The sequence below is a fragment of the Terribacillus sp. JSM ZJ617 genome (genome assembly GCF_044383785.1).
Lineage (GTDB): Bacteria > Bacillota > Bacilli > Bacillales > Amphibacillaceae > Terribacillus.
Genome location: NZ_JBISEQ010000001.1, coordinates 470,160 through 492,552, shown reverse-complemented (window position 1 = coordinate 492,552; position 22,393 = coordinate 470,160). Strand labels below are relative to the sequence as shown.

21 protein-coding genes are annotated in these 22,393 nt (G+C 44.3%); 11 read left to right on the top strand and 10 right to left on the bottom strand.

The window, feature by feature from the left end:
* Positions 1-19: 19 nt before the first annotated feature.
* From pepT to ACH6C1_RS02400, 3 genes are all read left to right on the top strand, one after another.
* Complete coding sequence (gene pepT / locus ACH6C1_RS02410) at positions 20-1,252, top strand: peptidase T (RefSeq protein WP_374074309.1); 1,233 nt, start codon at positions 20-22, stop codon at positions 1,250-1,252.
* A 102-nt stretch (positions 1,253-1,354) separates the two neighbouring features.
* Positions 1,355-1,807: a MarR family winged helix-turn-helix transcriptional regulator gene (locus ACH6C1_RS02405; protein ID WP_374074307.1), complete on the top strand. Its 453-nt coding sequence runs from the start codon at positions 1,355-1,357 to the stop codon at positions 1,805-1,807.
* A 14-nt stretch (positions 1,808-1,821) separates the two neighbouring features.
* Entirely contained in the window at positions 1,822-2,427 is a 606-nt protein-coding gene (locus tag ACH6C1_RS02400) for an alpha/beta hydrolase (RefSeq protein ID WP_374074305.1), read from the top strand.
* 73 nt (positions 2,428-2,500) lie between these two features.
* Here ACH6C1_RS02400 and ACH6C1_RS02395 read toward each other — a convergent pair whose 3' ends face one another.
* Both ACH6C1_RS02395 and ACH6C1_RS02390 read right to left on the bottom strand, forming a co-directional pair.
* On the bottom strand, positions 2,501-3,985 hold the full coding sequence (locus tag ACH6C1_RS02395) for an aldehyde dehydrogenase family protein (RefSeq protein WP_366247961.1): 1,485 nt from the start codon (positions 3,983-3,985) through the stop codon (positions 2,501-2,503).
* Positions 3,986-4,147: 162 nt separating this feature from the next.
* Positions 4,148-5,083: an alpha/beta hydrolase gene (locus ACH6C1_RS02390; RefSeq protein ID WP_374074303.1), complete on the bottom strand. Its 936-nt coding sequence runs from the start codon at positions 5,081-5,083 to the stop codon at positions 4,148-4,150.
* 111 nt (positions 5,084-5,194) lie between these two features.
* On the opposite strand from ACH6C1_RS02390, the gene ACH6C1_RS02385 reads away from it, so the two are divergent.
* From ACH6C1_RS02385 to ACH6C1_RS02375, 3 genes are all read left to right on the top strand, one after another.
* Entirely contained in the window at positions 5,195-5,803 is a 609-nt protein-coding gene (locus ACH6C1_RS02385) for a TetR/AcrR family transcriptional regulator (protein WP_374074301.1), read from the top strand.
* A 72-nt stretch (positions 5,804-5,875) separates the two neighbouring features.
* The gene (locus ACH6C1_RS02380; protein ID WP_374074299.1) at positions 5,876-8,074 is read left to right on the top strand and encodes an MMPL family transporter; all 2,199 of its coding nucleotides are present in this window, start codon (positions 5,876-5,878) and stop codon (positions 8,072-8,074) included.
* 113 nt (positions 8,075-8,187) lie between these two features.
* On the top strand, positions 8,188-9,120 hold the full coding sequence (locus ACH6C1_RS02375; protein ID WP_374074296.1) for an aldo/keto reductase: 933 nt from the start codon (positions 8,188-8,190) through the stop codon (positions 9,118-9,120).
* Between the two features lie 34 nt (positions 9,121-9,154).
* Here ACH6C1_RS02375 and ACH6C1_RS02370 read toward each other — a convergent pair whose 3' ends face one another.
* Complete coding sequence (locus ACH6C1_RS02370; protein WP_095221300.1) at positions 9,155-10,201, bottom strand: 2,3-butanediol dehydrogenase; 1,047 nt, start codon at positions 10,199-10,201, stop codon at positions 9,155-9,157.
* A 127-nt stretch (positions 10,202-10,328) separates the two neighbouring features.
* On the opposite strand from ACH6C1_RS02370, the gene ACH6C1_RS02365 reads away from it, so the two are divergent.
* Entirely contained in the window at positions 10,329-11,291 is a 963-nt protein-coding gene (locus ACH6C1_RS02365) for a LysR family transcriptional regulator (RefSeq protein ID WP_095221302.1), read from the top strand.
* A gap of 16 nt (positions 11,292-11,307) precedes the next feature.
* On the opposite strand, the gene ACH6C1_RS02360 is transcribed toward ACH6C1_RS02365, so the two are convergent.
* The 4 genes from ACH6C1_RS02360 to ACH6C1_RS02345 form a co-directional block, all read right to left on the bottom strand.
* Positions 11,308-12,075 (bottom strand): SDR family NAD(P)-dependent oxidoreductase, encoded by a 768-nt coding sequence (locus ACH6C1_RS02360; RefSeq protein WP_374074292.1) that lies wholly within the window; start codon positions 12,073-12,075, stop codon positions 11,308-11,310.
* Between the two features lie 120 nt (positions 12,076-12,195).
* Positions 12,196-12,942: an amino acid ABC transporter ATP-binding protein gene (locus ACH6C1_RS02355; RefSeq protein ID WP_366247969.1), complete on the bottom strand. Its 747-nt coding sequence runs from the start codon at positions 12,940-12,942 to the stop codon at positions 12,196-12,198.
* A 12-nt stretch (positions 12,943-12,954) separates the two neighbouring features.
* Positions 12,955-13,653 carry an amino acid ABC transporter permease gene (locus tag ACH6C1_RS02350; protein ID WP_374074290.1) on the bottom strand — a complete coding sequence of 233 codons (699 nt, stop codon included), beginning with the start codon at positions 13,651-13,653 and terminating at the stop codon, positions 12,955-12,957.
* Positions 13,640-14,461: an amino acid ABC transporter substrate-binding protein gene (locus ACH6C1_RS02345; protein WP_095221308.1), complete on the bottom strand. Its 822-nt coding sequence runs from the start codon at positions 14,459-14,461 to the stop codon at positions 13,640-13,642. The genes ACH6C1_RS02350 and ACH6C1_RS02345 overlap by 14 nt, the downstream gene beginning before the upstream one ends.
* A 459-nt stretch (positions 14,462-14,920) precedes the next feature.
* Here ACH6C1_RS02345 and ACH6C1_RS02340 point away from each other — a divergent pair, with 459 nt between their 5' ends.
* Complete coding sequence (locus ACH6C1_RS02340; protein WP_374074287.1) at positions 14,921-16,279, top strand: MFS transporter; 1,359 nt, start codon at positions 14,921-14,923, stop codon at positions 16,277-16,279.
* Between the two features lie 125 nt (positions 16,280-16,404).
* Positions 16,405-17,934, top strand: a complete 1,530-nt coding sequence (gene garD / locus ACH6C1_RS02335; protein ID WP_374075547.1) for a galactarate dehydratase — start codon at positions 16,405-16,407, stop codon at positions 17,932-17,934.
* Between the two features lie 48 nt (positions 17,935-17,982).
* On the opposite strand, the gene ACH6C1_RS02330 is transcribed toward garD, so the two are convergent.
* Complete coding sequence (locus tag ACH6C1_RS02330; RefSeq protein WP_374074285.1) at positions 17,983-18,306, bottom strand: AzlD domain-containing protein; 324 nt, start codon at positions 18,304-18,306, stop codon at positions 17,983-17,985.
* Positions 18,303-19,031 carry an AzlC family ABC transporter permease gene (locus ACH6C1_RS02325; RefSeq protein ID WP_374074283.1) on the bottom strand — a complete coding sequence of 243 codons (729 nt, stop codon included), beginning with the start codon at positions 19,029-19,031 and terminating at the stop codon, positions 18,303-18,305. Before ACH6C1_RS02325 ends, ACH6C1_RS02330 begins: the two co-directional genes overlap by 4 nt.
* 312 nt (positions 19,032-19,343) lie before the next feature.
* On the opposite strand from ACH6C1_RS02325, the gene ACH6C1_RS02320 reads away from it, so the two are divergent.
* Both ACH6C1_RS02320 and ACH6C1_RS02315 read left to right on the top strand, forming a co-directional pair.
* The gene (locus ACH6C1_RS02320) at positions 19,344-20,267 is read left to right on the top strand and encodes a methyl-accepting chemotaxis protein (RefSeq protein WP_374075545.1); all 924 of its coding nucleotides are present in this window, start codon (positions 19,344-19,346) and stop codon (positions 20,265-20,267) included.
* A gap of 182 nt (positions 20,268-20,449) precedes the next feature.
* A complete protein-coding gene (locus ACH6C1_RS02315) occupies positions 20,450-20,803 on the top strand; it encodes a hypothetical protein (protein ID WP_095221317.1) in 354 nt (117 codons plus the stop codon).
* Here ACH6C1_RS02315 and ACH6C1_RS02310 read toward each other — a convergent pair.
* On the bottom strand, positions 20,800-22,125 hold the full coding sequence (locus tag ACH6C1_RS02310) for an MFS transporter (protein WP_374074280.1): 1,326 nt from the start codon (positions 22,123-22,125) through the stop codon (positions 20,800-20,802). The two genes, ACH6C1_RS02315 and ACH6C1_RS02310, sit on opposite strands and share 4 nt — an antisense overlap.
* Positions 22,126-22,393: the final 268 nt, after the last annotated feature.

Sequence of the window (22,393 nt, the reverse complement as noted above, 5' to 3'; positions counted from 1 at the left end):
CTTCAAGGAGATGAAGATAATGAAGCAAACATTGATCGACCGCCTTTCTACATATGCAAAAGTGGATACACAATCCAATGAAGACATCGAAACAACCCCATCCACACCGGGACAGCTTGAGCTTGCTAATATGCTTGTTGATGAGCTGAAACAGATTGGGATGGAAGAAGTCACAATCGATGAAAATGGCTATGTAATGGCGACACTGCCGGCCACAACAGATAAAGACGTACCAGTTATCGGTTTTATGGCACACGTCGATACAGCAACAGATTTCACTGGTAAAAATGTCAATCCGCAAGTGATCGAGAACTTTGACGGAAATGATATCACACTCAATGAAAAGCTTGATGTCGTTTTGTCCGCAGCTGAATTTCCAGAATTGCCTGGCTACAAAGGGCATACGCTGATGACGACAGATGGAACGACGCTACTAGGAGCAGATAATAAAGCTGGTATCGCAGAGATCATGACCGCGATGGAATATTTGATTCAGCATCCTGAAATCAAGCATGGCAAAATCCGAATTGCTTTTACACCTGATGAAGAAATCGGTCGTGGACCGCATAAATTCGATGTAGAAGCTTTCGGCGCTACATACGCGTATACAATGGATGGCGGTCCTCTAGGTGAATTGGAGTATGAAAACTTCAATGGAGCTCAAGCCAAAGTTATCTTCAATGGTAATAACGTGCATCCAGGCACAGCTAAAAACAAAATGGTCAATAGCATGAAAATCGCGATGGAATTCCACGCCAAGCTGCCGGAAGATGAAGCACCAGAGTATACAGAAGGACGCGAAGGTTTCTTCCATCTGCTTTCTATTCAAGGAGATGTTGAACAGACGAAGCTCCAGTATATTCTGCGGGACCATGACCGGGACAAATTCGAGGCGAAAAAAGCATTGTTCGAAGAAATTAATGCTGAAATCAAAGCAGAATACGGCGACAAGAGTATCCAGCTTGATATGCATGATCAATATTACAACATGCGTGAAAAAATTGAACCTGTCATGGAAATCGTTGATATTGCATCCGATGCAATGAAGCGCCTAAGCATTGAACCTGTAATCAAACCCATTCGCGGTGCGACAGACGGATCCCAAATTTCTTATAAAGGCTTGCCGACACCGAACGTCTTTACAGGCGGTGAAAACTACCATGGCAAGTTCGAATATATCTCCGTCGACAATATGGAAAAAGCAACAAAGGTTATCATAGAAATCGCAAAACTGTTCGAGGAACAAGCTTAATGAACATGGAGCCGGTTTTATCGGCTCCTCTATTATTGACATTCAGTCATTTATTGCATATAATTATCTCGAATTCGAGATAAAAAGGAAGCGTGAAAGACTATGGCAACTGATAACGTAGGCTTATCGTTAAAACTATTCATTGTACTGACAAGAGCTCTCCAGTCCATCAAGAAAAGGGTCGAGGAAGATATTAAGAAGCAAGGAATCAATTTGACGGAATTCGCTGTGATGGAACTGCTATTCCATAAAGGAGATCAGCCGATCCAGAAAATCGGCAGCAAAGTACTGCTATCCAGCAGCAGCATCAGCTATGTAGTAGACCGCCTTGTTCAAAAAGAAATGATACGAAGACGTCCCTGCCCAGAGGATCGACGCATTACGTTCGCAACTTTGACCGAAAAAGGACGTGCTTTCATGGAAGATTATTTTCCAAAGCATGAACAAGCGATTCACAGCATTTTAGCAGGTCTTGACGACGATGAAAAAGCCCAAGTCATCGAACATATTAAAACATTAGGCTTGTATGCCGAGGGCTCTTCGACTGACAAATAAAAGGAGGAACACACATGATACATGTCTTCAAAGCTGCTAAACAAGCAGACAAACCGACCTTCCTGCTGCTGCACGGTACTGGCGGAACCGAAAGGGATCTTTTGCCGCTGGCTGACTTGATCGATCCTGATGCAGCCGTGTTAAGTGTCCGGGGAAATGTTACTGAAAATGGCATGCCGCGCTTCTTCAAACGTCTTGCTGAAGGCGTTTTCGATGAAGAGGATTTGATTTTCCGGACAGAAGAACTGCGCAGCTTCCTTGATGAAGCAGCTGAGAAATACGAATTCAATCGAGACAATATTATCGCAATCGGTTATTCCAATGGTGCTAATATTGCAGCCAGCCTCCTGTATCACTATACTGGTTCACTCAAAGGCGCAATCTTACACCATCCAATGGTGCCAAGACGAAATATCACACTTGCAGAGCAGCAAGGAACACCTGTGTTCATCACAGCTGGAGATAACGATCCAATCTGCCCGAGATCCGAAGCAATTGAGCTTGAGCAGATGCTGAAGGAAACTGGTGCTGATGCATCCATACATTGGGAAAGTAATAGTCATAGTCTAACCCATACAGAGGTTCAGACAGCTGCCGAATGGTACCGTAAACACTTTTAAGCATACGTCTATGGCGTATGCTTTTTTTTTGCACTAAAAGAGCCCGCACTACTAAGCGCAGGCTCTTTTAGCATTATTCCATCCCGATCCAAACACTCTTTACTTCCGTATAGTTATCCAATGCGTAAGATCCCATTTCCCTTCCAATACCGGATTGTTTATATCCACCGAAAGGAGAAGCGGCATCGAAAGCATTGTAGCAGTTCACCCATACTGTTCCAGCCCGAAGACGGTTTGCGATATAATGTGCTTTTGTGACATCTTGCGTCCATACTCCTGCAGCAAGACCGTACTCGCTAGCATTCGCACGGCGTATCAATTCATCCAGATCGTCATAAGGCATCGCCGATATGACTGGTCCGAAGATTTCTTCCTTGGCAATCGTCATTTCATCACGGACATCAGCGAAGATCGTCGGTGAGACAAAATAGCCTTGCTCCTGCGGCTTACCGCCCCCAGTGACCAGCTCTGCTCCCTCACTTCTCCCCTTCTCGATATAACCAAGCACCCGCTCCTGCTGCTCCAATGATACGAGCGGACCGATTTCCGTATCTGCATGAATACCAGCACCCTGCTTGATTTTCTCTGCATGGGAAGCCATGTCGGCAATCACATTATCGAATTGCTTCTTCTGGATGAAAACACGCGATCCAGCGCAGCAAACTTGTCCTTGGTTGAACATGACACCATTCAATGTGCCAGGAATTGCTTTTGTCAAATCGGCATCTGGCAGAACAATATTCGGTGATTTTCCGCCCAGCTCCAATGTTACTCGCTTGAGTGTTTTAGATGCATTCGCCATGATTTGTTTCCCGACGCTTGTGGATCCCGTGAATGCTATCTTATCAACCTGCGGATGATCGACAAGCGGCTGACCTGCCGTTTCCCCGAAGCCTGGTACGATATTGAGGACACCAGCAGGGAATCCAGCTTCCTCTGCCAGTTCAGCTAAGTATAATGCAGACAATGGCGTTTGCTCAGCAGGCTTCAGTACAACCGTACATCCGGTAGCCAGTGCTGCTCCGAGCTTCCACATCGCCATTAAGAGCGGGAAGTTCCATGGAATGATCTGCCCCACCACGCCTAGTGCTTCATGTCTTGTATAGTTGAAATATGGGCCATTAACAGGAATCGTCTGTCCGACGATCTTAGTCGACCAGCCTGCATAATAGCGCATATGTTCAATTGCCAGCGGAATATCCGCATTTGTCGTTTCCCTGATCGGTTTCCCATTGTCCAATGTTTCGAGCTGGGCTAATGCATCTGCATTTTCTTCCATTAAGTCCGCCAGCTTATACATGATTCTGCTTCGTTCTGCTGCCGTCATTGTTGACCAAGGACCTTCATCGAATGCAAGTCGCGCCGCCTTCACTGCACGGTCGATATCCTCGGACCCAGCTTCATAAACAGTTGCTAGTACTTCGCCCGTTGCCGGGTTATACGAATCGAAAGTCTTCTCTGTTGCACTTGCCACGAACTCCCCATTGATATACAGCTTCTTCGTCCCATTCAGAAAACGCTCCACTTTCTCGTGCATACCTGCTGCTAATTGACTCATAGAAATCCTCCTCAGATTGTATTCTAGTTTTGTCTAAGCGTCATGATGCGAGATAATAGACTATAGGAAACCGCTTACAGTTGATATGGTAGCATCTTAAGGTTATAGAAAGCAATTGATAGCACGGAAGAATAGTACGCTATATTTCGACATAAAAAAAGCTCAACCGACAGGCTGAGCCTCCATCCTGATATTTTGCAGGAACTGCTTTACAGCTTGTTCATATTCCTGCTTGTTATCGGCAAGCGACATCGCATGATCACCCTTTTCGAACAGATGCAAATGCTTGTACCCACTTCGTTTCCTGTCATATAAGTCTTTCGTCATCTGAACAGGTATATAGGAATCTGGCAAGCTGCTGATAAAGAGTACCGGTTTCTCGATATTCGCAACAGAATGGATCGGGGAAACATCCCGGAAACGATAGCCATCCAATTTACGCACGATTAATTCTGCAGCTGGCAGGAACACTTGCCGCGGCAGACGGAATTGGACTTTCAGCCTGTAAGCGACCTGTTCTGCAAAGTCACTGTAAGGACAATCGGCGATATAGAAATCTGCCCCATCCTCCACTGTACCCGCATAAAGCAGAGCAGTTGCTGCACCCATTGATTCGCCATGCACACCAAGCTTCAAGTCGTAATCATATCTTTCCTTCGTCCATTGTATCACCCGGGCAAGATCGTGCCTTTCCTGATAGCCATACGTAATACTTTTGCCATCGGAAAGTCCATGCCTGCGTTGATCGTACAATACAACGTTGAAACCCAGTTCCAGAAATACGTTCATGTATTTGATGCTATTATATTTATTAACTGCTACTCCATGCGAGATGACCATGACATGCCGGGAATCTGGATCTCCTACATAATGTGTACCATAAATCTTCCCCTCACTTGAAGGTACACTGAATTCCTCCTTGCGCAGTGCATCATAAGCCGCTTTGTTGTAGCGGCCAGCCTCCACCTCACGGCTGATCGTCTCTTCCTCGGTGAAGGCTTTCATTTGCCGCAGTTCTTTGTTCACCAGTGTCGCAACAATAGCTGTGTACCCTCCAAGCAAGCCGGCAACGGAAAGAAATAACCCTTTTCCCCCCATATCACTACCCCCTTTTTATATTCTATTTTACAATAAGTAAGACAATCATTGCTTTTTCAAACAAAATGAGTTAACTTATCAAGTGATAAGTTATTGAAGAGGGCAGGCATTATGGCTAGAAAAAAAGAAGTTTCCGCTGAACAGACCCAGCGCACTATTATCGCGACAGCTCAACGGCTTTTCATGACACACGGCTACCGGGCGATTTCAACTCGCCGGATAGCAGAGGAATGCGGCATTACACAGCCAGCTTTATATCATCATTTCCCAAATAAACAGGCCATCTATCTTGAAGTTGTCCGTTCCATCATGGTCCAGACGGAGGAAGCAATGGCACATGTGCTGCAGGATCATGCTGACAGCAAGGAGCGCATTCGGAAGATAGCCTCTTTTATGATTATGAACCATCAAGGTGACATGACGCAGATGTTTCATGATCTGCAATACGAGATCGATGAACAGCACCGGAAAACGATTCAAGAATGGTGGATGCGCAGCTACTTCAATCCGGTTATGCAGACACTGACAGAAGGAATCGCAAAAGGTGATATATCTTCTATGTCTTCTGCCCCGCCAATGGAGCTGACATTTTTCGTACTTGAAATGATGAAATCCTTCCTGCCTCCATCCAAGGAGGATCATGAAGCCCGGCGTGCATTCGCAGACAAGAAATCGAAGATGCTTGTAGACATCCTTTTTGACGGAATCCGGAAAAAATAAAAGATTATGTGCATAATCTTTTATTTTTTGGGTATAACTTATCAGTTGATAAATTAATTAGGAGGATCATTCATGCAAAAATTAGGTGCTTTTATTAGCGGCAAATCTGGGCGCTGGATCATTCTGGCTGCTTGGATTGTCCTTGCACTCGTATTAAATCTTACCTTGCCGCAGGCAAATTCTCAGGAAGATGCGCAAGCAGAAACATTCCTGAACGATACGAACAGCGAGGAAGCAGCTCGTATCATAGAAGAGGAATTCGCTGACAATAGCGGTCTGCCTGCCTTGCTGACGTGGTATCAGGAGGATGGGCTGTCGGATGAAGACCTGCAGTCGATTCAGCAGTTCAGCGCTGATTTGCAGGAAGCTGACTTGGAAGCTGCAACGGTGACACCATTTCAGGATATTCCGCTTCCAGCATTAAAAGAACAGCTTTCCGATGACGGTACGACGCTCGTCATGCCGATCCTTTTTGATAATGGTACAGCAACAGAGACAGTCGAAGCTGGTCTTGAAAAAATCCAAGATACAGCGAATGAAGCATTCACGCAAAATCCATTTGGACAAGATTTGAATAGCGGCGATCTGCTCGTCCGAGCGACGGGTCCTGCCGGTATTTCCGTTGATGCTGTCGGCCTCTTCTCTCAAGGAGATACGACACTTCTATTTGGAACCGTACTGATTGTGCTTATCTTCCTTCTCGTTATCTATCGATCTCCGATATTGGCATTCGTGCCTCTTATCGGTGTAGGTTTTGCTTATTTAGTCATAAGCCCAATCCTTGGTGCATTAGGAAAAGCCGAATTGATTTCATTTGATTCGCAGGGACTTGCAATCATGACTGTACTGCTCTTTGGTGCTGGTACCGATTACTGCTTATTCCTCATCACTCGCTTCCGGGAAAATCTCTGGGAGATAAAGAGCAAGAAGACAGCAATCGTCCGGTCCCTTTCCTCTGCGAGCGGAGCAATTGCCATGAGTGGATTAACCGTAATCGTTGCCATGCTAGTCTTACTTGTTGCTGATTATGGATCGATTAATCGATTTGCTATTCCATTCGGAATCGCTATCTTTATTATGCTGCTTGCAAGTCTTACACTCGTGCCAGCTTTGCTCACTATTATTGGACGCGCCTCCTTCTTCCCGTTCATCCCTAGAACAGAAGATATGCAAGAGAAGCGCGCAAAAGAAAAAGGAAAGCCAGTTCGTACGAAGAAACCGCACAATAAGATTGGCAATAGCGTGGGCGGACTTGTCATTCGCCACCCATGGAAGATAGCTATCATTACAATTGTTGTACTTGGAATTCTTGCCGGAATTTCATCCCGTATCACGTATACGTATGATACGCTGTCATCCTTCCCGGATGATATGCCATCAAAAGAAGGATTTGAAATACTGACAGATCACGTAAATGCTGGTGAGCTTGCACCTGTTTCCGTCCTTGCTGAGACAAGTGATCCAGAGGCTGTCCGGAGCGCCTTGGAAGAGTTGCCTTATGCAGCTGCTGTAATGGATCCGGAGCAGTCAGAGTCAAACGATCAACTGATCCGTATCCAGCTTGAACTGGATGAAAATCCTTACTCAAATGAAGCAATGGCACACATACCTGACATAAAGGAAACCGTATCGGATACAACCGGAGATGCCGATAGTGTTTGGATTGGTGGTCAAACAGCAGAACAGTATGATACACAGCAAGTGACAAAGCATGATGAAAAATGGGTTATCCCAATCGTTGTCGGCTTCATCACTTTACTTTTGCTCACCTATTTGCGATCAATCACGGCTACGATCTATTTGGTCGCAACTGTTTTACTCTCCTTCTTTAGTGCATTGGGCCTTGGCTGGCTTATCCTGCACTACGGATTCGGTGTTGAAGCAATCCAAGGCTTTATCCCGTTGTATGCTTTTGTGTTCATTGTTGCGCTTGGAGAAGACTATAACATTTTCATGATCTCAAGCATTTGGAAACGAAGTAAAACGATGCCGCTTAAGCAAGCAATTGCTGACGGTGTTGCACATACAGGCGGTGTTATCACGTCTGCCGGCCTGATTTTGGCAGCAACATTTGCTGTGTTGACGACATTGCCTATTCAAATACTTGTCCATTTCGGAACAATCACAGCAATAGGTGTGCTGCTCGACACCTTCTTAGTCCGTCCTTTCCTTGTACCTGCTATAACAGCGATTCTCGGTAAATGGGCTTTCTGGCCTTGGAAGAAGCGTATTCAGCAAACAGAAGAAAATGAACAAAAGGCGCATGCCTAAAAATGCGGGACAGCTATGCTGTCCCGTTTCTTTTCTTCAAGCAAATCTTTTCCATATACACATGTCTATTTGCTACAGTTAGGACAGACTTATAAAAAGGAGCTGAGCAAGAAATGACAGAACGTGTACAATTAGGAAAATCCGGTTTGTATGTTAACCCGATTGGAGTCGGTACGAATGCAGTCGGAGGCCATAATCTCTATCCAAACTTAGATGAGGATCAAGGCAAGGAGGTTGTCCGCCAAGCGATTGAAAATGGGATGAATTTCTTTGATACAGCTTATATTTACGGTCCGGAAAGATCTGAGGAGCTTGTCGGTCAGGTTATCAAAGAAAGCGGCAAACGCGATGACATTGTAATCGCAACGAAAGCAGCCCACAAAATCATCAATGGTGAAACACTGATGGACAACTCTCCGCAATTCTTGAAGGAATCTGTGGATAGCGCATTGAAGCGCCTGCAAACAGATTATATTGATTTGTTCTATATCCACTTCCCTGACGAAGATACACCGAAAGCAGAAGCTGTCGGTGCGTTGAAGGAATTGAAGGATCAAGGCAAAATCAAAAGCATCGGGGTTTCCAACTTCTCGATCGAACAGCTGAAAGAAGCGAATATTGATGGTTATGTAGATGTATTGCAGTCTGAATATAATCTGTTCAAACGCGGGGCAGAAAACGATCTTCTACCGTATACAGCTGAAAATAATATCTCCTTCGTACCTTACTTCCCGCTTGCATCTGGCTTGCTGGGCGGTAAATACGACGAAAATACGACGTTTGATGATTTGCGTGCGAATGATCCACTATTCCAAGGTGAAACGTTCAAGCAAAACCTGAAAAAAGTTGATCAGCTGCGCGATATTGCTTATAAGAAGGATGCGGAGGTTGCGCATGTCGTGCTCGCTTGGTACCTGACACGAGACAGCATCGATGCGATCATCCCTGGAGCGAAACGTCCGGAACAAGTACTGAATAACCTGAAAACACTCGACGTGAAGCTATCAGCAGATGATATCGAAGCGATCGACAAGATCTTCAGATAAGAAAAAAGCGGATGCTCAGGCATCCGCTTTTCCTTTATTCTTGTTCAGATTGAACAAGAATCTTCACTTGGTTCTTTTCTTTGATCAAGGTTTCGAATCCTTCTTCGACTACTTCATCCAGCTTGATTTTCTTTGTGACAAGCTTCTCAGCTGAGAAGTAGCCTTTTTCCATTAAGGAAAGCACTTGCGGGAATACATCCCGATAACCAATGATACCTTTAATAGAACGCTCCTGAATCACGATATCATTTGGCATGATTTCAGCTGGTTTTTCCCAGATGCTGACGATCATTGTTTCGCCACCTATATCTGTAGACTGAATCGCCTGACGCAAGACCACTGGTACGCCTGTTACCTCAAAGGCAACTTCTACACCACCATCTGTCAATCTTCTGATTTCCTCAACTGTATCATCCACCTTGCTTGGATCGACGACAATTGCACCTAACTCTTCCGCTTTTGCTTGACGTTCCGGTGAAAGTTCAACAGCATAAATTTCCGTTGCACCTGCTGCTTTCAAGGCCTCTATAACAAGCAAACCGATTGGACCGCATCCGAATACAGCTACTTTGTCCCCTGCTTTTACCTTACTGGAACGTACTGCGTATAACGCAACCGCTGAAGGCTCCACCAATGCACCTTGCTCATAGCTTAAAGAATCCGGAAGCTTGAACAGCAGCTCTTCATCGACTGCTACGTATTCACTCAAGCCGCCGCCCCCACCGGCAAGCCCAAGGAATCCCATTTGCTTGTCCAAGTTATATGCGCCTTGGTGTCCATGTGTTGCAAAGATAGGTTCTACAACAACGCGATCGCCAACCTGATATTCTTTCACTTCTGGTCCTACTTCAACTACTTCACCAGAGAATTCATGTCCCATTGTCACTGGAGCCACTTCACCAGTCAGCGGATGCGGGTTATCAACTGGAATAAAAATCGGTCCTCCAAGATATTCGTGCAAGTCACTTCCGCAAATACCGCACCATTTAACCTTCATTTTCACTTGATTCGGTTTGATGACAGGCTCGTCAATCTCTTCCAATCTCACATCTTTCTGATTGTGCCAACGTAATGCTTTCATTTGTTCCATCCCCTTTTAGCAGCATTTATTTCTACATTTCTAGTATACTGCTGGAAAATGTTATAATAAATTTCGGGTTATTTAACTTAAATAAACGTTTGCTTAACTAAATGAATGAGGGATCGACATGACTATCGAACAATTGAAATATATAGTAGCCATCGCACGATCTGGCTCGTTAAAAGCAGCTGCCGCTGAACAGCATGTCACTCTCCCAGCACTGAGCCAAGCACTTACCAACCTGGAAAGAGAGTTGAATATCAGTCTTTTCCGCCGTTCCCGCACAGGCACGACGCCAACCGAGGAAGGCAGCAAGCTTATACAGCATGCAGAGGCTGTCTTAGAGAAACTGCAGGAATTCACTGATGAAGCAGAGACATATACAGAATCTCTGAATGGAGAGCTGAAGATTGCAAGTTTCCCTGGCCCAATGGAAATTTTAGTTGAGCTTTTCTCTGAGTTCCGCAAGCTTCATCCAAATATTAAAGCTTCATTATTTGAGAACACATCACAGCGTATCATGAGAAAAGTTGATGCCGAAGCTGTAGATATCGGACTTGTCATTTATACAGAGAAGGAAGTTCAAAAATATCGTAATCTTGTCTTTAAGAAACTGCTTGATGGACATATGGTGACAGCTGTCAATAACCGGCATCCGCTAGCTAAGGAAAAATTGATTACGGAAGAGATGCTTGTTAAGCAGCCGATCGTTCTTTATAATGACGCTTATATCCAGGCATTCATGCGCCAGTTCAAATCGCTACAATACGATATCCTGTTCACCACGAACAACGTGCAAACAATACGAAATATGGTTGAGAATGAAACAGCTATCAATATCGGCTTTGACTATGCTTTTCGGACCGATGCTGAGCTTTCGAGAAGCAAAGACATCACACTTCTTCACTTTGCTCCGCCATTTTTTCAGACCTACTCTTTCGGCTATGTCTATCACGGAAACAATACACTCTCCCGCGTAGCTAGAACATTCTTACGTGAATTGGAAGAAACTATCCTTGCTAAGGAAGAGCTACACGTAAAGTCAGATCCTTCACTATACACGCATATAAAAAACACGCCTGTCCTTTGACAGGCGTGTTTTAAAATTAAGCAGATGTTGTTCCTTGTCCGCCATCGATTCGATAATAAGAACCCGTGATGAATGATGCTTTTTCAGAAGAAAGGAATAGCATCAAATCAGCGATCTCTTCCGCTGTAGCATAGCGCTTCATCGGTACACTCGCTTCAAAGCCTTTTCTAGCTTCTTCTTCATGTCCTTTAGCTGCATTTGTTTCTATAGAACGCATCATCGCTGTATCTACACCAGATGGTGCAACTGCATTGACACGTACGCCATAGTCCGCTACTTCCAAAGCTGCCGTTTTATTGATTCCGATAAGGGCGTGTTTTGAAGCAATATAAGCACTCATGCCTGGAGCACCAAGCAAGCCGCCGTTAGAAGCTGTATTCACGACAGCGCCGCTCTTCTGTTCTGTCATTACTTTCAATACATGCTTCAATCCAAGGAAGGCGCCTACAACGTTGACAGCCAATACTTTTTCCAAGTTCTCGACAGTTGAATCAACGATATTCTTGAACTCTCCGTTGATACCAGCATTATTGATGAACACATCAATACGGCCGAACTGTTCCTTCGTTTTTTGCACGTAATCAATTACGTCTTCTTCTTTCGCAGCATTTGCTGCCAGCAAGATTTTCTCTGCATCAATGGATGCTGCAGCTTTCTCAAGTGCTTCCTGTGAAAGATCGACAAGAGCCAGTTTAGCTCCTTCTGCTGCAAATTTCTTAGCAGCTGCGATTCCAATTCCGCCTGCTGCGCCTGTAATAAGTACCACTTTATCTTTGAATTCCATCTCTTAAGTCCCCTCTCAGAATATGTACTATCACTACTTATTATCGGTAACCTTCTTACTATTTTCAATTAGAATGCTTATAACTTTACAAAAAAAACAGGAGAACATGATGTTCTCCTGTTACTCTGTAGGATTCAAAATGCGATGCAGGAAGCGCTGCGTACGCTCCTCTTTTGGATGAGACAGAACTTCCGCCGGCGGTCCTTGCTCCACAATGACACCGCCATCGATGAAGATGACTTCATCCGCAATCTCCTGTGCGAATTTAATCTCATGCGTGACAACAACCATCGTCCAGCCTTCGTTAGCCAGATCCTTCATGACACGGAGCACTTCCCCAATCAGCTCAGGATCCAGTGCTGAAGTAGGTTCATCAAAAAGCATCAATTCAGGCTTGATTGCAAGCGCACGTGCTATACCTACACGCTGTTGCTGTCCGCCGGATAGCTGATACGGATAAAGATCCTTTTTATCCTTCAATCCTACTTTATCAAGCAATTCAATTGCTTCCGCTTTAACAGTCTGTTTGTCCCGTTTCTGAACCTGAACAGGCCCTTCCATGACATTCTCCAGAACAGTGCGATGCGGAAATAGATTATAAGATTGAAATACCATCCCTGATTTACGGCGCAGTTTGATTAACTCCTGCTGTTTAACCTTCTGGCCGAAATCGACCTGATGGTCTTCGAAGCCGACAATACCTTCATCCGGTATTTCCAATGCATTCAGACAGCGAAGCAAGGTTGTCTTACCAGAACCGGATGGTCCAAGGATTGCGATTACCTTACCTTTATTCACTTGCATATCTATTGATTTCAGTACTGTATTTGTACCGAAAGTTTTCTTTAAACCTTTTACTGCTAGCATAGCCACCCCTCCTTACCTTGCTGTATAGCGGTCTAATCTGCGTTCGAGCTGGTGCTGCGCCAGCGACAGGACAAAACAGATGATCCAATAAATGAAGGCAGCCAAGATATAGATGTAAACAATCTGATCCAAATTCGTTGCACCGATTTGCTGTGACTTACGAAACAGCTCGGTTACGAGAATCTGAGATGCCAATGATGTTTCCTTCACTAAGCTAATAAAGCTATTGGATAAAGGCGGTACGGAAACTCGCAGCGCCTGGGGCAGAATGACACGAAACAATGTTTTCCGATAAGTCATCCCGATTGTAAAGCCTGCCTCCCACTGCCCCTTAGGAACTGAGAGAATGGATGCCCGGATGATTTCCGAAGCATATGCTCCGACGTTTAAGGAAAAAGCAATAATTGCTGTCGGATAAGGATCTATCATAATATTTAATTCCGGCAGTAAGTAGAAAATAATGAATAGCTGAACAAGCAGCGGTGTGCCGCGGATAGCAGAGACATAAATAGAAAAAATCCACCGCAAAGGCTTGATATTCGAGATCCTAACCAGTGCCGTGATGAGTGCGATGATGATGCCTAGAAAGAACGAAATAAGAGTCAAGGGGATCGTGACTTTGATCCCCTCGATCAGTATCGGCCAGAATGACTGCTGCAGCAGCTCCCAAGGGATGACAATCCCGCCGAATACCATATTATTTGTTAACATCTTCGCCAAACCATTTCGTTGAGATTTCCGCTAATGTACCATCTTCACGCATCTCATCAAGTGCTTTGTTGAACTGATCGACAATTTCACCGCTATCCTTACGGAATGTGAAGTATGTCTCGGAAGGTTCGCCAGTTTCGAAAGCGATTTTCACAGGTGCTTCCTTATCCGTATTATTCAGATAGTCAAGCACAGCAAGCTTATCGTTGAAAGTAAGGTCAACACGACCTTGTTCAATCAGCTGAATGGATTGAGCCAAGCCTTCCACACCTTCAATTTCCGCGCCAGCTTCAGTAGCCAATGCATTGTAGTTACTTGTTAGAGACTGTGCGGATGTCTTACCTTCTACATCTTCAATCGATTTGATGTCATTGTTATCTGCAGCTGTTACGACAACAGACTGAGATTTTGTGTATGGATCTGAGAAGTCATACTGACCGACACGTTCGTCATTTTCCCCTTTACCCACTTGGTTCGCAATCACATCGAAACGATCACTGTTCAAACCAGAAAACATGGAATCCCATTGTGTCTCTTCAAATTTCACTTCAAGACCCAAATGCTTACCGACTTCCTTCATCACTTCCACGTCATAACCTGTAAGTTCACCGTTATCATCATGGAATGTGAACGGAGAGTATGTTCCTTCTGTTCCTACTGTAATTTCACCTTTATCTTGAACTTCTTGCCAAAGATCAGCGTTGCCGCCTTTATCACCAGAATCGGAAGCAGAATCATCTCCGTTGCCACAGGCAGCAAGAATTGCAAATATCGACATAAATAGTAGACCTAATAGTGCTTTCTTCATGTACCAAACCCACTTTTCTATAATTTTTAACTTCATCAGTTTAAGGCCAACATCAGGAAAAGTAAAGAAAAAAGTCTGAGTAAACTAATCAGGATTAAATCACATGCTATGCGCTTATTATAAACGTAACTGCAGCTCTCCATTCCGCTTAATTCAAGTAGTAATCCACACATCCTCCCAAAAGGAAATTTAAGACGTTCCGTGTTACAATACCCAGCCAGCAAATGGATGGAACTTATTTCGCGGCAAATTAAACATCTAATGCTTTCATTCCATGTGGAAGAAAGTACATGAAGGCGAATATGTGTAAAGAAAACGCAGAATGGTCACATTAACACCAGAGTGAAAGCTGGAGGTAACAGACATGACCAATATCGTGAAAAAAAACTATAAAGCTGCTTGTAAATTCGTTCTTCCTTCTATCGGCCTGATTAAAGAGGCCTCTTTCGGTATAGTGGAATGAATAAAAAGCAACGCGGCCTTTTCCTGACAGCTATCGCAACAGGGACAATGCTCAATCCACTGAATTCTTCGATGATTTCTTTGGCACTTCATGCTATCCAGCATGATTTTTCACTAAGCTTTGCCACAGTCTCATGGCTTATTTCTACTTACTATTTAGCAAGTGCGATTGTTGTTCCAATTGCCGGCAAGGTCGGAGATCTTATTGGACGGCGTAAGATGCTTTTGATCGGCCTGCTGCTTGTTGCTGTTTCCGCTGTTGGTGCCCCATTTGCAGGCACATTCCTTATTTTATTGGGCATGCGGCTGTTCCAGGCAGTTGGCAGCAGTTCCATTTTTCCAGCTGGTATGGCACTTGTGCGTACCCATATACATGAGAAACAAGCGTCAGCACTTGCCATACTATCCATTTTCACTTCGTCCATGTCAGCATTTGGTCCAACCGCCGGCGGATTCCTGATCGACTTTGCTGGCTGGCAGTCCATTTTTACAGTGAATGCTCCATTCATTTTGCTTAGCTTTCTGCTGACTTGGTTCGCTGTCCCAAAGGATCCAGAAACTACGCACTACACTTTCCGGGAGTTCTGGAAACAACTCGACACCATTGGAATTATCCTATTTGCAATCGGTATGAGCTTTCTATTGTACTTTCTGCTGTCTTTCGAGCATGGCATCCATTTGCTGCCATTGGGTATAGGCATTATTTTTCTTGCAGCATTCATTGTGCGTGAATTACACACTGCCTTCCCTTTTATCGACGTCCGTCTATTGCGGAGCAATAAACGCCTGACGCTTGTCTACATCCAGTTCATACTATTGAACATATTCAACTACAGTCTCTTCTTCGGACTGCCGAGCTTCTTCCAGGATGTTTTGCATTACAGCCTGAAGACGAGCGGTTTGATGATGATTTTCCTTTCTGGTGCAAGCACGCTTGTGTCATTCTTGATGGGGCGCTGGATCGATCGTTCCGGTACAAGTATTCCTACGATTGTCGGTTCTGTGCTCATGATTGGCGGAACCGCAACATTAGCTGCCATCTCCCAGCACCTGACTCTCGGAAACATTGGTACTGTCCTCATTTTTCTTGGAATTAGCTACGGCATAGGTAATGTCACCTTGCAAGCAGCCATGCTGCACGCTTCCCCAGAATCTATTGTCGGGACAAGCTCCGGCCTCTTCCAGACATGCAGATACCTTGGTTCCATTCTTTCTTCTGTTGTCTTAGCGATTGTATTCGGCTCTGACTTGTCGCTGCCTGGGTTCCGGTTTCTAATGATTGTCCTCGTCATCACCGGAGTGACTTTCTTAATCACAGCTGTCTATTCAAAACAACTGGAAGAAGCAACTGGATGAATTCGGCTGCTTCTTCCATATCCTATTGACAGCATCCGTTAATGGTCATACAATTATACAAAATAACAAATAGTCCCATTCTTTTTTATTGCTTCTAATTGAAATCGCTTACAAAAAGAGGAGGAATACAATTGAAATCCACGACTAACCCTTATTTTGTTAAAGTACATGAACAAGACAATGTTGCAATCGCAGTTGCCGATGGTGGTCTTGCTGGCGGAACTTCCATTGCAGATGATATTGTCACACAGGAGCACATTCCCCAAGGCCACAAGATTTCTTTACAGCCCATCCAAACAGGCGAACCTGTCATCCGCTACGGTGAAGTGATCGGGCATGCCACAACAGATATTCCTACCGGCAGCTGGGTCCAAGAACGTCACTTGCTCATGCCCACCCCACCGCCGCTGGATGAACTCTCTCTTTCCCCTGCTCCTGCTGTCCACTTTCCTTCATTGGAAGGGTATACATTCGAAGGTTATCGGAATCCGGATGGATCAGTCGGCACCAAGAACATACTTGGCATTATAACAAGTGTCCAATGTGTTGTCGGTGTCATGGATCACGCAGTTAAGCGACTGAAACAGGATATTCTGCCGAACTATCCAAATGTGGATGATATTGTCGGTCTTCATCATGCGTATGGCTGTGGGGTTGCTATCCAGGCACCAGAAGCAATCATCCCGATTCGCACTGTACAGAACTTAGCCCATCACCCGAACTTTGGCGGTGAGACACTAGTCATCGGTCTGGGCTGTGAGAAACTCATTCCATCACGAGTCAATCCTAGCGGAAACGATGAGGATATTATTATGCTGCAGGATCAGCAAGGCTTTCATGCAATGGTGGACAAAATCATAGAAAAGGCCGAAGCAAAGCTAACTATGCTGAATAAAAGAAAACGGGAAACTTGTCCTGTCTCTGACTTGGTTATTGGCACACAATGCGGCGGAAGTGATGCTTTCTCCGGCGTTACCGCAAACCCTGCCGTTGGTTATGCATCGGATTTGCTTGTCCGCGCCGGAGCAACAGTAATGTTTTCCGAAGTGACGGAGGTTCGGGATGCAATCCATTTACTTACACCTCGAGCCGCCAGCAAGGAAGTTGCCGAAAAACTAGTTCGCGAAATGGATTGGTATGACCGTTATTTAGCTTCTGGTCAGGCAGATCGGAGCGCCAATCCGTCACCCGGGAATAAAAAAGGCGGTTTATCCAATGTCGTAGAAAAAGCTTTAGGCTCTGTCGCCAAGTCTGGACAAAGCACAATTGCAGATGTCCTCGCACCTGGAGAACGTGCTGAAACGAAGGGATTATTATTTGCTGCCACTCCAGCCAGCGACTTTGTCTGCGGTACGCTCCAGCTCGCTTCCGGCATCCACCTGCAGCTCTTCTCAACTGGCCGCGGCACACCATACAGTCTGGCGATGGCCCCTGTCGTAAAGATATCAACACGCACTGCCCTTCACCAGCAATGGAAGGATTTAATTGATATCAATGCTGGTACAATTGCTACTGGAGAAGCAACATTAGAAGAAGTTGGCTGGGAGATTTTCAACTTTATACTGGATGTAGCAAGCGGAAGAAAACAGACCTGGGCAGATCATTGGGGAACCCATAATGATCTAGCTCTATTCAACCCTGCTCCAGTTACGTGAAAGAGAAAAACCCCGATGCATTGAGACTAGAGCATCGGGGTTTTTCTTTTATCCTATGAAAAAGCGCAAACCAGCCATGAGCACAACACCAATTATTACTGTAAATAATAGATTCTTGGTCCAAAGTGCGAAAAGAATGGTAGGAATCATGATTGCGATGACCTGCCAGTCGAAGGAAAGTGGTCCGTTTTCCCCTAGAACATTCGAAACAACAAGTGCAGTCAGTATACATATAGGGATGTAAGACAGCCACCTCAAGGCAAGCACTGGCAGTTTTAGATTTCTGATGATCAAAAAAGGCAATACACGCGGTACTATCGTCACTGCCGCACAAGCTGCAATCAGCAGCAGCATGGAAAAAGATACGTTCATTTCTCCGTCACCACCCCTATCGTTGCGCCAAGAATGGTAGCCAGCAGTACAGCCATATGGGAACTGACAAAAAATGAGAAACCTATCATCAGTATGACGATACACAATATTAACCGAATGTAGTGCTTTAATTTCGTCGATTCAATTGCATCCAGCTGCAGAACAAGCAGTGCAATGAACATACTGGTCAATGCGAAATCCAGACCAAATGCCTTTGGATCTGCTATCCAATTACCAAACAATGCACCGAAAGCACAAGAAATAATCCAGCATATATAAGCTGTCACGTTCAACCCATTCATCCAGCTTGCCGTCATTTTCCGCTTCTGTTGCACCTTGCTGGAAGCCACACCAAAAGTCTCATCTGTCAGCAGCACGCCAAATCCGATGTTCTGCCAAACAGAATACTGCGTAAAATGCGGTGCCAGTGTCGCGCTCATAAGAAAATGGCGTAAATTCACAATAAAGGTCGTTAAAATAACTGCGGCAGCCGGACTTCCATCAAGCACTAAGGCAGCAAATATAAATTGAGCCGACCCAGCATATACAAGTACTGCCAGTAACACTACCTCCAGCGCACTGAGTCCTGCTGCAATACCTACTACTCCAGCAGCAATACCTATGCTGATATATCCAAGCAGTGTAGGGACACAATCTCTTACCCCCTGCCTGAAAGTAATATCATTATTCTCCTCCGCACCAATAGATGCTTGTACATCGGCCATTCTGCTCTCACCTTCAAACTTCTCTAGTATTGGTTGTCAGTATATCAAAGGGAGGTACTTAATGGGAATAACACAAAGCCTCTTAAAAACTTCCTAAAAAGAGTCTTAGCATTATATTCTTTCTCTGTATAGATTACGATGAATCTAGTCAAGATTATATATTCCCATAGTCTTTCTCTATGCGCTATTAATAACAAAGTATATTATCAGTCAGAATTAACTTTTTTTAGGATGATATATATATAACTATAATATGTTTTCCAACCGCAGAATCTGGGTATAAATACTTAGTTCTAAAAAGAATAGGAGAAGATTACAATAAAAATTAACCAGCAATCTACGACACAAGTCCTGGATGACAATGCCGTTTTAACCGCAGCAGAGAAGTCTTTAGCTATGATAGAGTTCACGCCGTTCGGCGAAGTATTGTGGGCTAATGAGAACTTCGCTGCAACCATAGGCTATCCAAAGACAGAGCTGCCAGGTAAGCACCACCGGCAATTCTGTGCTCCGGATTTTGCCCATAGCACAGATTATAACCAGTTCTGGAGCCGTCTGCGCAGTGGTCATTCTTTCCAGGATAAGATCATGCGAATTGCAAGGAATGGTGATGTAATCTGGCTCGAAGCTACATACATGCCTGTTCATGATGAGAATGGCGGAGTGCAAGCTGTCCTGAAAGTTGCAACTGACATTACAGCACGAGAAATTGGAACTAAGACCATTACATCCGACCTGCAGCAAATGGCAAATCATCTTCGTGCCCGCACTGGTTCCGGTATCGAAAAAAACAACGGCGCTGCAGATTCGATCGATTCCATCGTTGCTGCCACGACCGCTAATATCGATGCAGCGGAAGCCTTAAGTAAACAAGCAGGCTCTATTCAATCACTTGTCAAAACTATCAGAGACATTGCAAACCAGACGAATCTACTAGCATTGAATGCTGCCATTCAAGCAGCTCACGCAGGCGAACATGGCAGAGGTTTCAATGTTGTTGCAGATGAGGTACGGAAACTGGCATCACAAGCAGCAGAAGCAGCAAAGCAGGCTCAGGAGAATATTGGGAAGATGACTGGGCATATTCATCAGATTGAATCTGTCTCACATCAGGCTCAGCAACGGAGTATGGATGGTAAATTGCGAGTTCAGGAGGTTATAGAAGAACTTTATACCCTTGAGCAAGCAGCCCAGAATCTGGATAAACAAGCAAACGAGCTCAGCCTTCTTATTTAAAGAACCGCTTTATTGTGGGCTTTTTCACCTGCCCAAAAGTAGACTAGTATAATACTCACATGTATTATTTGTCGAAACTGAAACATCTGATTACCAAGAGGGCGAATGGTTAATTGACATAAATCAGCAAAGCTAGTACGCTTAAATCCCGTTAAGGAATGAAGTTTGGGGAGTAATTCAGTATGTATAAATTTGAGATTGATGACAAACAGAAAGTGCTCCATATTACGGCAGAAGGGTTCTTTAAAAATAATGAATCCGCGGCCTTCATGGAGACACTTTATGAAACATTCGGATCTATCCAAGCCACCGAATACGACTTAATTGTCGACCTTATTCATTTGAATGTAATAAAGCAGAATCTGGTTTATCGAATTGCTGATGCTTTTAAGTTATATGACGAGCTCGGTTTCCGTAATATTGTCATCATCAATCCAATTTCCATTTTAGCGAAAGTACAGCTTTTTAATATCGCAAGAAGTGTGCATTTTACTGGCACCTTCGTAGATTCACTGGAGGAATGGCGGACGCGTTAACGCGCCGCCATCCCGTCCGGAGTTTTCTTTTTTGCCATATGGACAAGCAGACCTATCAGAGTGAGCACGATAAGTGAGGTCAATGCAATTCTGCTAGCCAAATCTCCGTATCCCCTTAAAACCAGCGTAATACTACCATAAATCATCGGCCCGATGATCGAAGATACCTTTCCCGAAAAGGCGAACAAGCCAAAGAACTGCCCTTGTTTTTCAACTGGAGATAGATCTACAATTAAAATCCTCGATGTAACCCAAATTGATCCCAATGCAATCCCGAAAAGACTGCCTGCTATCCAAAACATCCATTCCGCTGTTGCCAATACTCCTATCGTCAAAGCAATTACCATGATTAAAGCCACAAATGAGAATGATCGATGGGCACCTACCCTGCCAGCTATCTGTCCAAAACAAAAGGAACCTATGATAGCCGTAACGGTGGATACAAGATAGAGAATGATGAACTGTCCTGAACTGAACCCAACAACCGTGACAGCATATACGCTCATGACAGCAATAGTTGTCGCTATCGCATCATTAACAAAGAAATAAGCTACCATGAACCTAAAAATGGATTGATGCTTACGTATTTCCTTGAAGGTGGCGACAATTTCTCTATAACCAGTTAATGGACTGACACTAGCCTGTTTCTGTACCGACTTTTTTTCTTTGAGGAAGAATACAATCGGAAGTGTGAACACTAAATACAGACCTGCCGTAGCAAGAAATACATATTCGTATCCTTCATCCAGCCAAAAATAAACAAGTAAGCCTACAAGCGTACCCATATAACCAACAGCTACACCAAACCCTGATAATGTCGATAGACGATTCCGCGGTACCAAATCACTGATTTTCGCATCATAAAATATAAGGCTGCTGTTATAGAAGAACTTGGCCAGCACAAATACAAGAACAGTTGCTACAAACGGTACTGGCATTCCCCATAACATTCTTTCCGAATCCCACCCTGCAAATAAACCCATTAAAACTGTACACAGAATCGAGACCGCCGCGAACCGGATGATATAACGCTGTTTATAACCAGTCTTGTCTATCCACACCCCAAATAATGGGGAGAAGATGACGAGAAAGAAGCTAGCCAGTGCATTCGCATAGGCAATCAGCGTATTGCCTAGCTGTTCCAGTTCTGCAGTACTGCCAATTGTATCGGTTACATAAAATGGAAAGAAGACGGTTGTAATATTTGATGAAAAAATCGTATTGGCAAAGTCATATAAAGCCCACGACAAAATAGGCAGAGACAGCAAAAAACCAAAGCCCCGGTTTTGATCGGATGTCCGCCTTAAACGTTTACTTTCCATAGGAAACCTCCTTTTTCTTCCACTATACCTCATGCTTGTTTACCCGCATGTCTATTTACAAAAAAATTACAGTTTGCCGAAAAGTTCCTGCTTCCAATGCGGCTGTGATTGATTAATGTTAATTATAAGCTGGTGGATATGTGTGATTCGCTTTCGTTTTCGTTTAAAAGAGAAAGGATAAAGCTTCTATGAACTAATTGCCATGCTGACTGTCAGTTTTCCTGTTAATTCGATTGGTACGGTTAGGCATTAAACACGGCATACAAAA

What these genes read in the sequence shown, in the direction of transcription:
- ACH6C1_RS02370 (WP_095221300.1), bottom strand. Translation starts at nt 10,201, where the DNA reads ATGAAAGCATTACGTTGGCACAATCAGAAAGATGTGAGATTGGAAGAG.
- ACH6C1_RS02355 (WP_366247969.1), bottom strand. Translation starts at nt 12,942, where the DNA reads ATGCTAGCAGTAAAAGGTTTAAAGAAAACTTTCGGTACAAATACAGTA.
- ACH6C1_RS02345 (WP_095221308.1), bottom strand. Translation starts at nt 14,461, where the DNA reads ATGAAGAAAGCACTATTAGGTCTACTATTTATGTCGATATTTGCAATT.
- ACH6C1_RS02350 (WP_374074290.1), bottom strand. Translation starts at nt 13,653, where the DNA reads ATGTTAACAAATAATATGGTATTCGGCGGGATTGTCATCCCTTGGGAG.
- ACH6C1_RS02375 (WP_374074296.1), top strand. Translation starts at nt 8,188, where the DNA reads ATGACAGAACGTGTACAATTAGGAAAATCCGGTTTGTATGTTAACCCG.
- ACH6C1_RS02405 (WP_374074307.1), top strand. Translation starts at nt 1,355, where the DNA reads ATGGCAACTGATAACGTAGGCTTATCGTTAAAACTATTCATTGTACTG.
- ACH6C1_RS02315 (WP_095221317.1), top strand. Translation starts at nt 20,450, where the DNA reads ATGTATAAATTTGAGATTGATGACAAACAGAAAGTGCTCCATATTACG.
- ACH6C1_RS02400 (WP_374074305.1), top strand. Translation starts at nt 1,822, where the DNA reads ATGATACATGTCTTCAAAGCTGCTAAACAAGCAGACAAACCGACCTTC.
- ACH6C1_RS02360 (WP_374074292.1), bottom strand. Translation starts at nt 12,075, where the DNA reads ATGGAATTCAAAGATAAAGTGGTACTTATTACAGGCGCAGCAGGCGGA.
- ACH6C1_RS02380 (WP_374074299.1), top strand. Translation starts at nt 5,876, where the DNA reads ATGCAAAAATTAGGTGCTTTTATTAGCGGCAAATCTGGGCGCTGGATC.
- ACH6C1_RS02390 (WP_374074303.1), bottom strand. Translation starts at nt 5,083, where the DNA reads ATGGGGGGAAAAGGGTTATTTCTTTCCGTTGCCGGCTTGCTTGGAGGG.
- pepT (WP_374074309.1), top strand. Translation starts at nt 20, where the DNA reads ATGAAGCAAACATTGATCGACCGCCTTTCTACATATGCAAAAGTGGAT.
- ACH6C1_RS02385 (WP_374074301.1), top strand. Translation starts at nt 5,195, where the DNA reads ATGGCTAGAAAAAAAGAAGTTTCCGCTGAACAGACCCAGCGCACTATT.
- ACH6C1_RS02325 (WP_374074283.1), bottom strand. Translation starts at nt 19,031, where the DNA reads ATGGCCGATGTACAAGCATCTATTGGTGCGGAGGAGAATAATGATATT.
- ACH6C1_RS02330 (WP_374074285.1), bottom strand. Translation starts at nt 18,306, where the DNA reads ATGAACGTATCTTTTTCCATGCTGCTGCTGATTGCAGCTTGTGCGGCA.
- ACH6C1_RS02310 (WP_374074280.1), bottom strand. Translation starts at nt 22,125, where the DNA reads ATGGAAAGTAAACGTTTAAGGCGGACATCCGATCAAAACCGGGGCTTT.
- ACH6C1_RS02340 (WP_374074287.1), top strand. Translation starts at nt 14,921, where the DNA reads ATGAATAAAAAGCAACGCGGCCTTTTCCTGACAGCTATCGCAACAGGG.
- ACH6C1_RS02395 (WP_366247961.1), bottom strand. Translation starts at nt 3,985, where the DNA reads ATGAGTCAATTAGCAGCAGGTATGCACGAGAAAGTGGAGCGTTTTCTG.
- ACH6C1_RS02365 (WP_095221302.1), top strand. Translation starts at nt 10,329, where the DNA reads ATGACTATCGAACAATTGAAATATATAGTAGCCATCGCACGATCTGGC.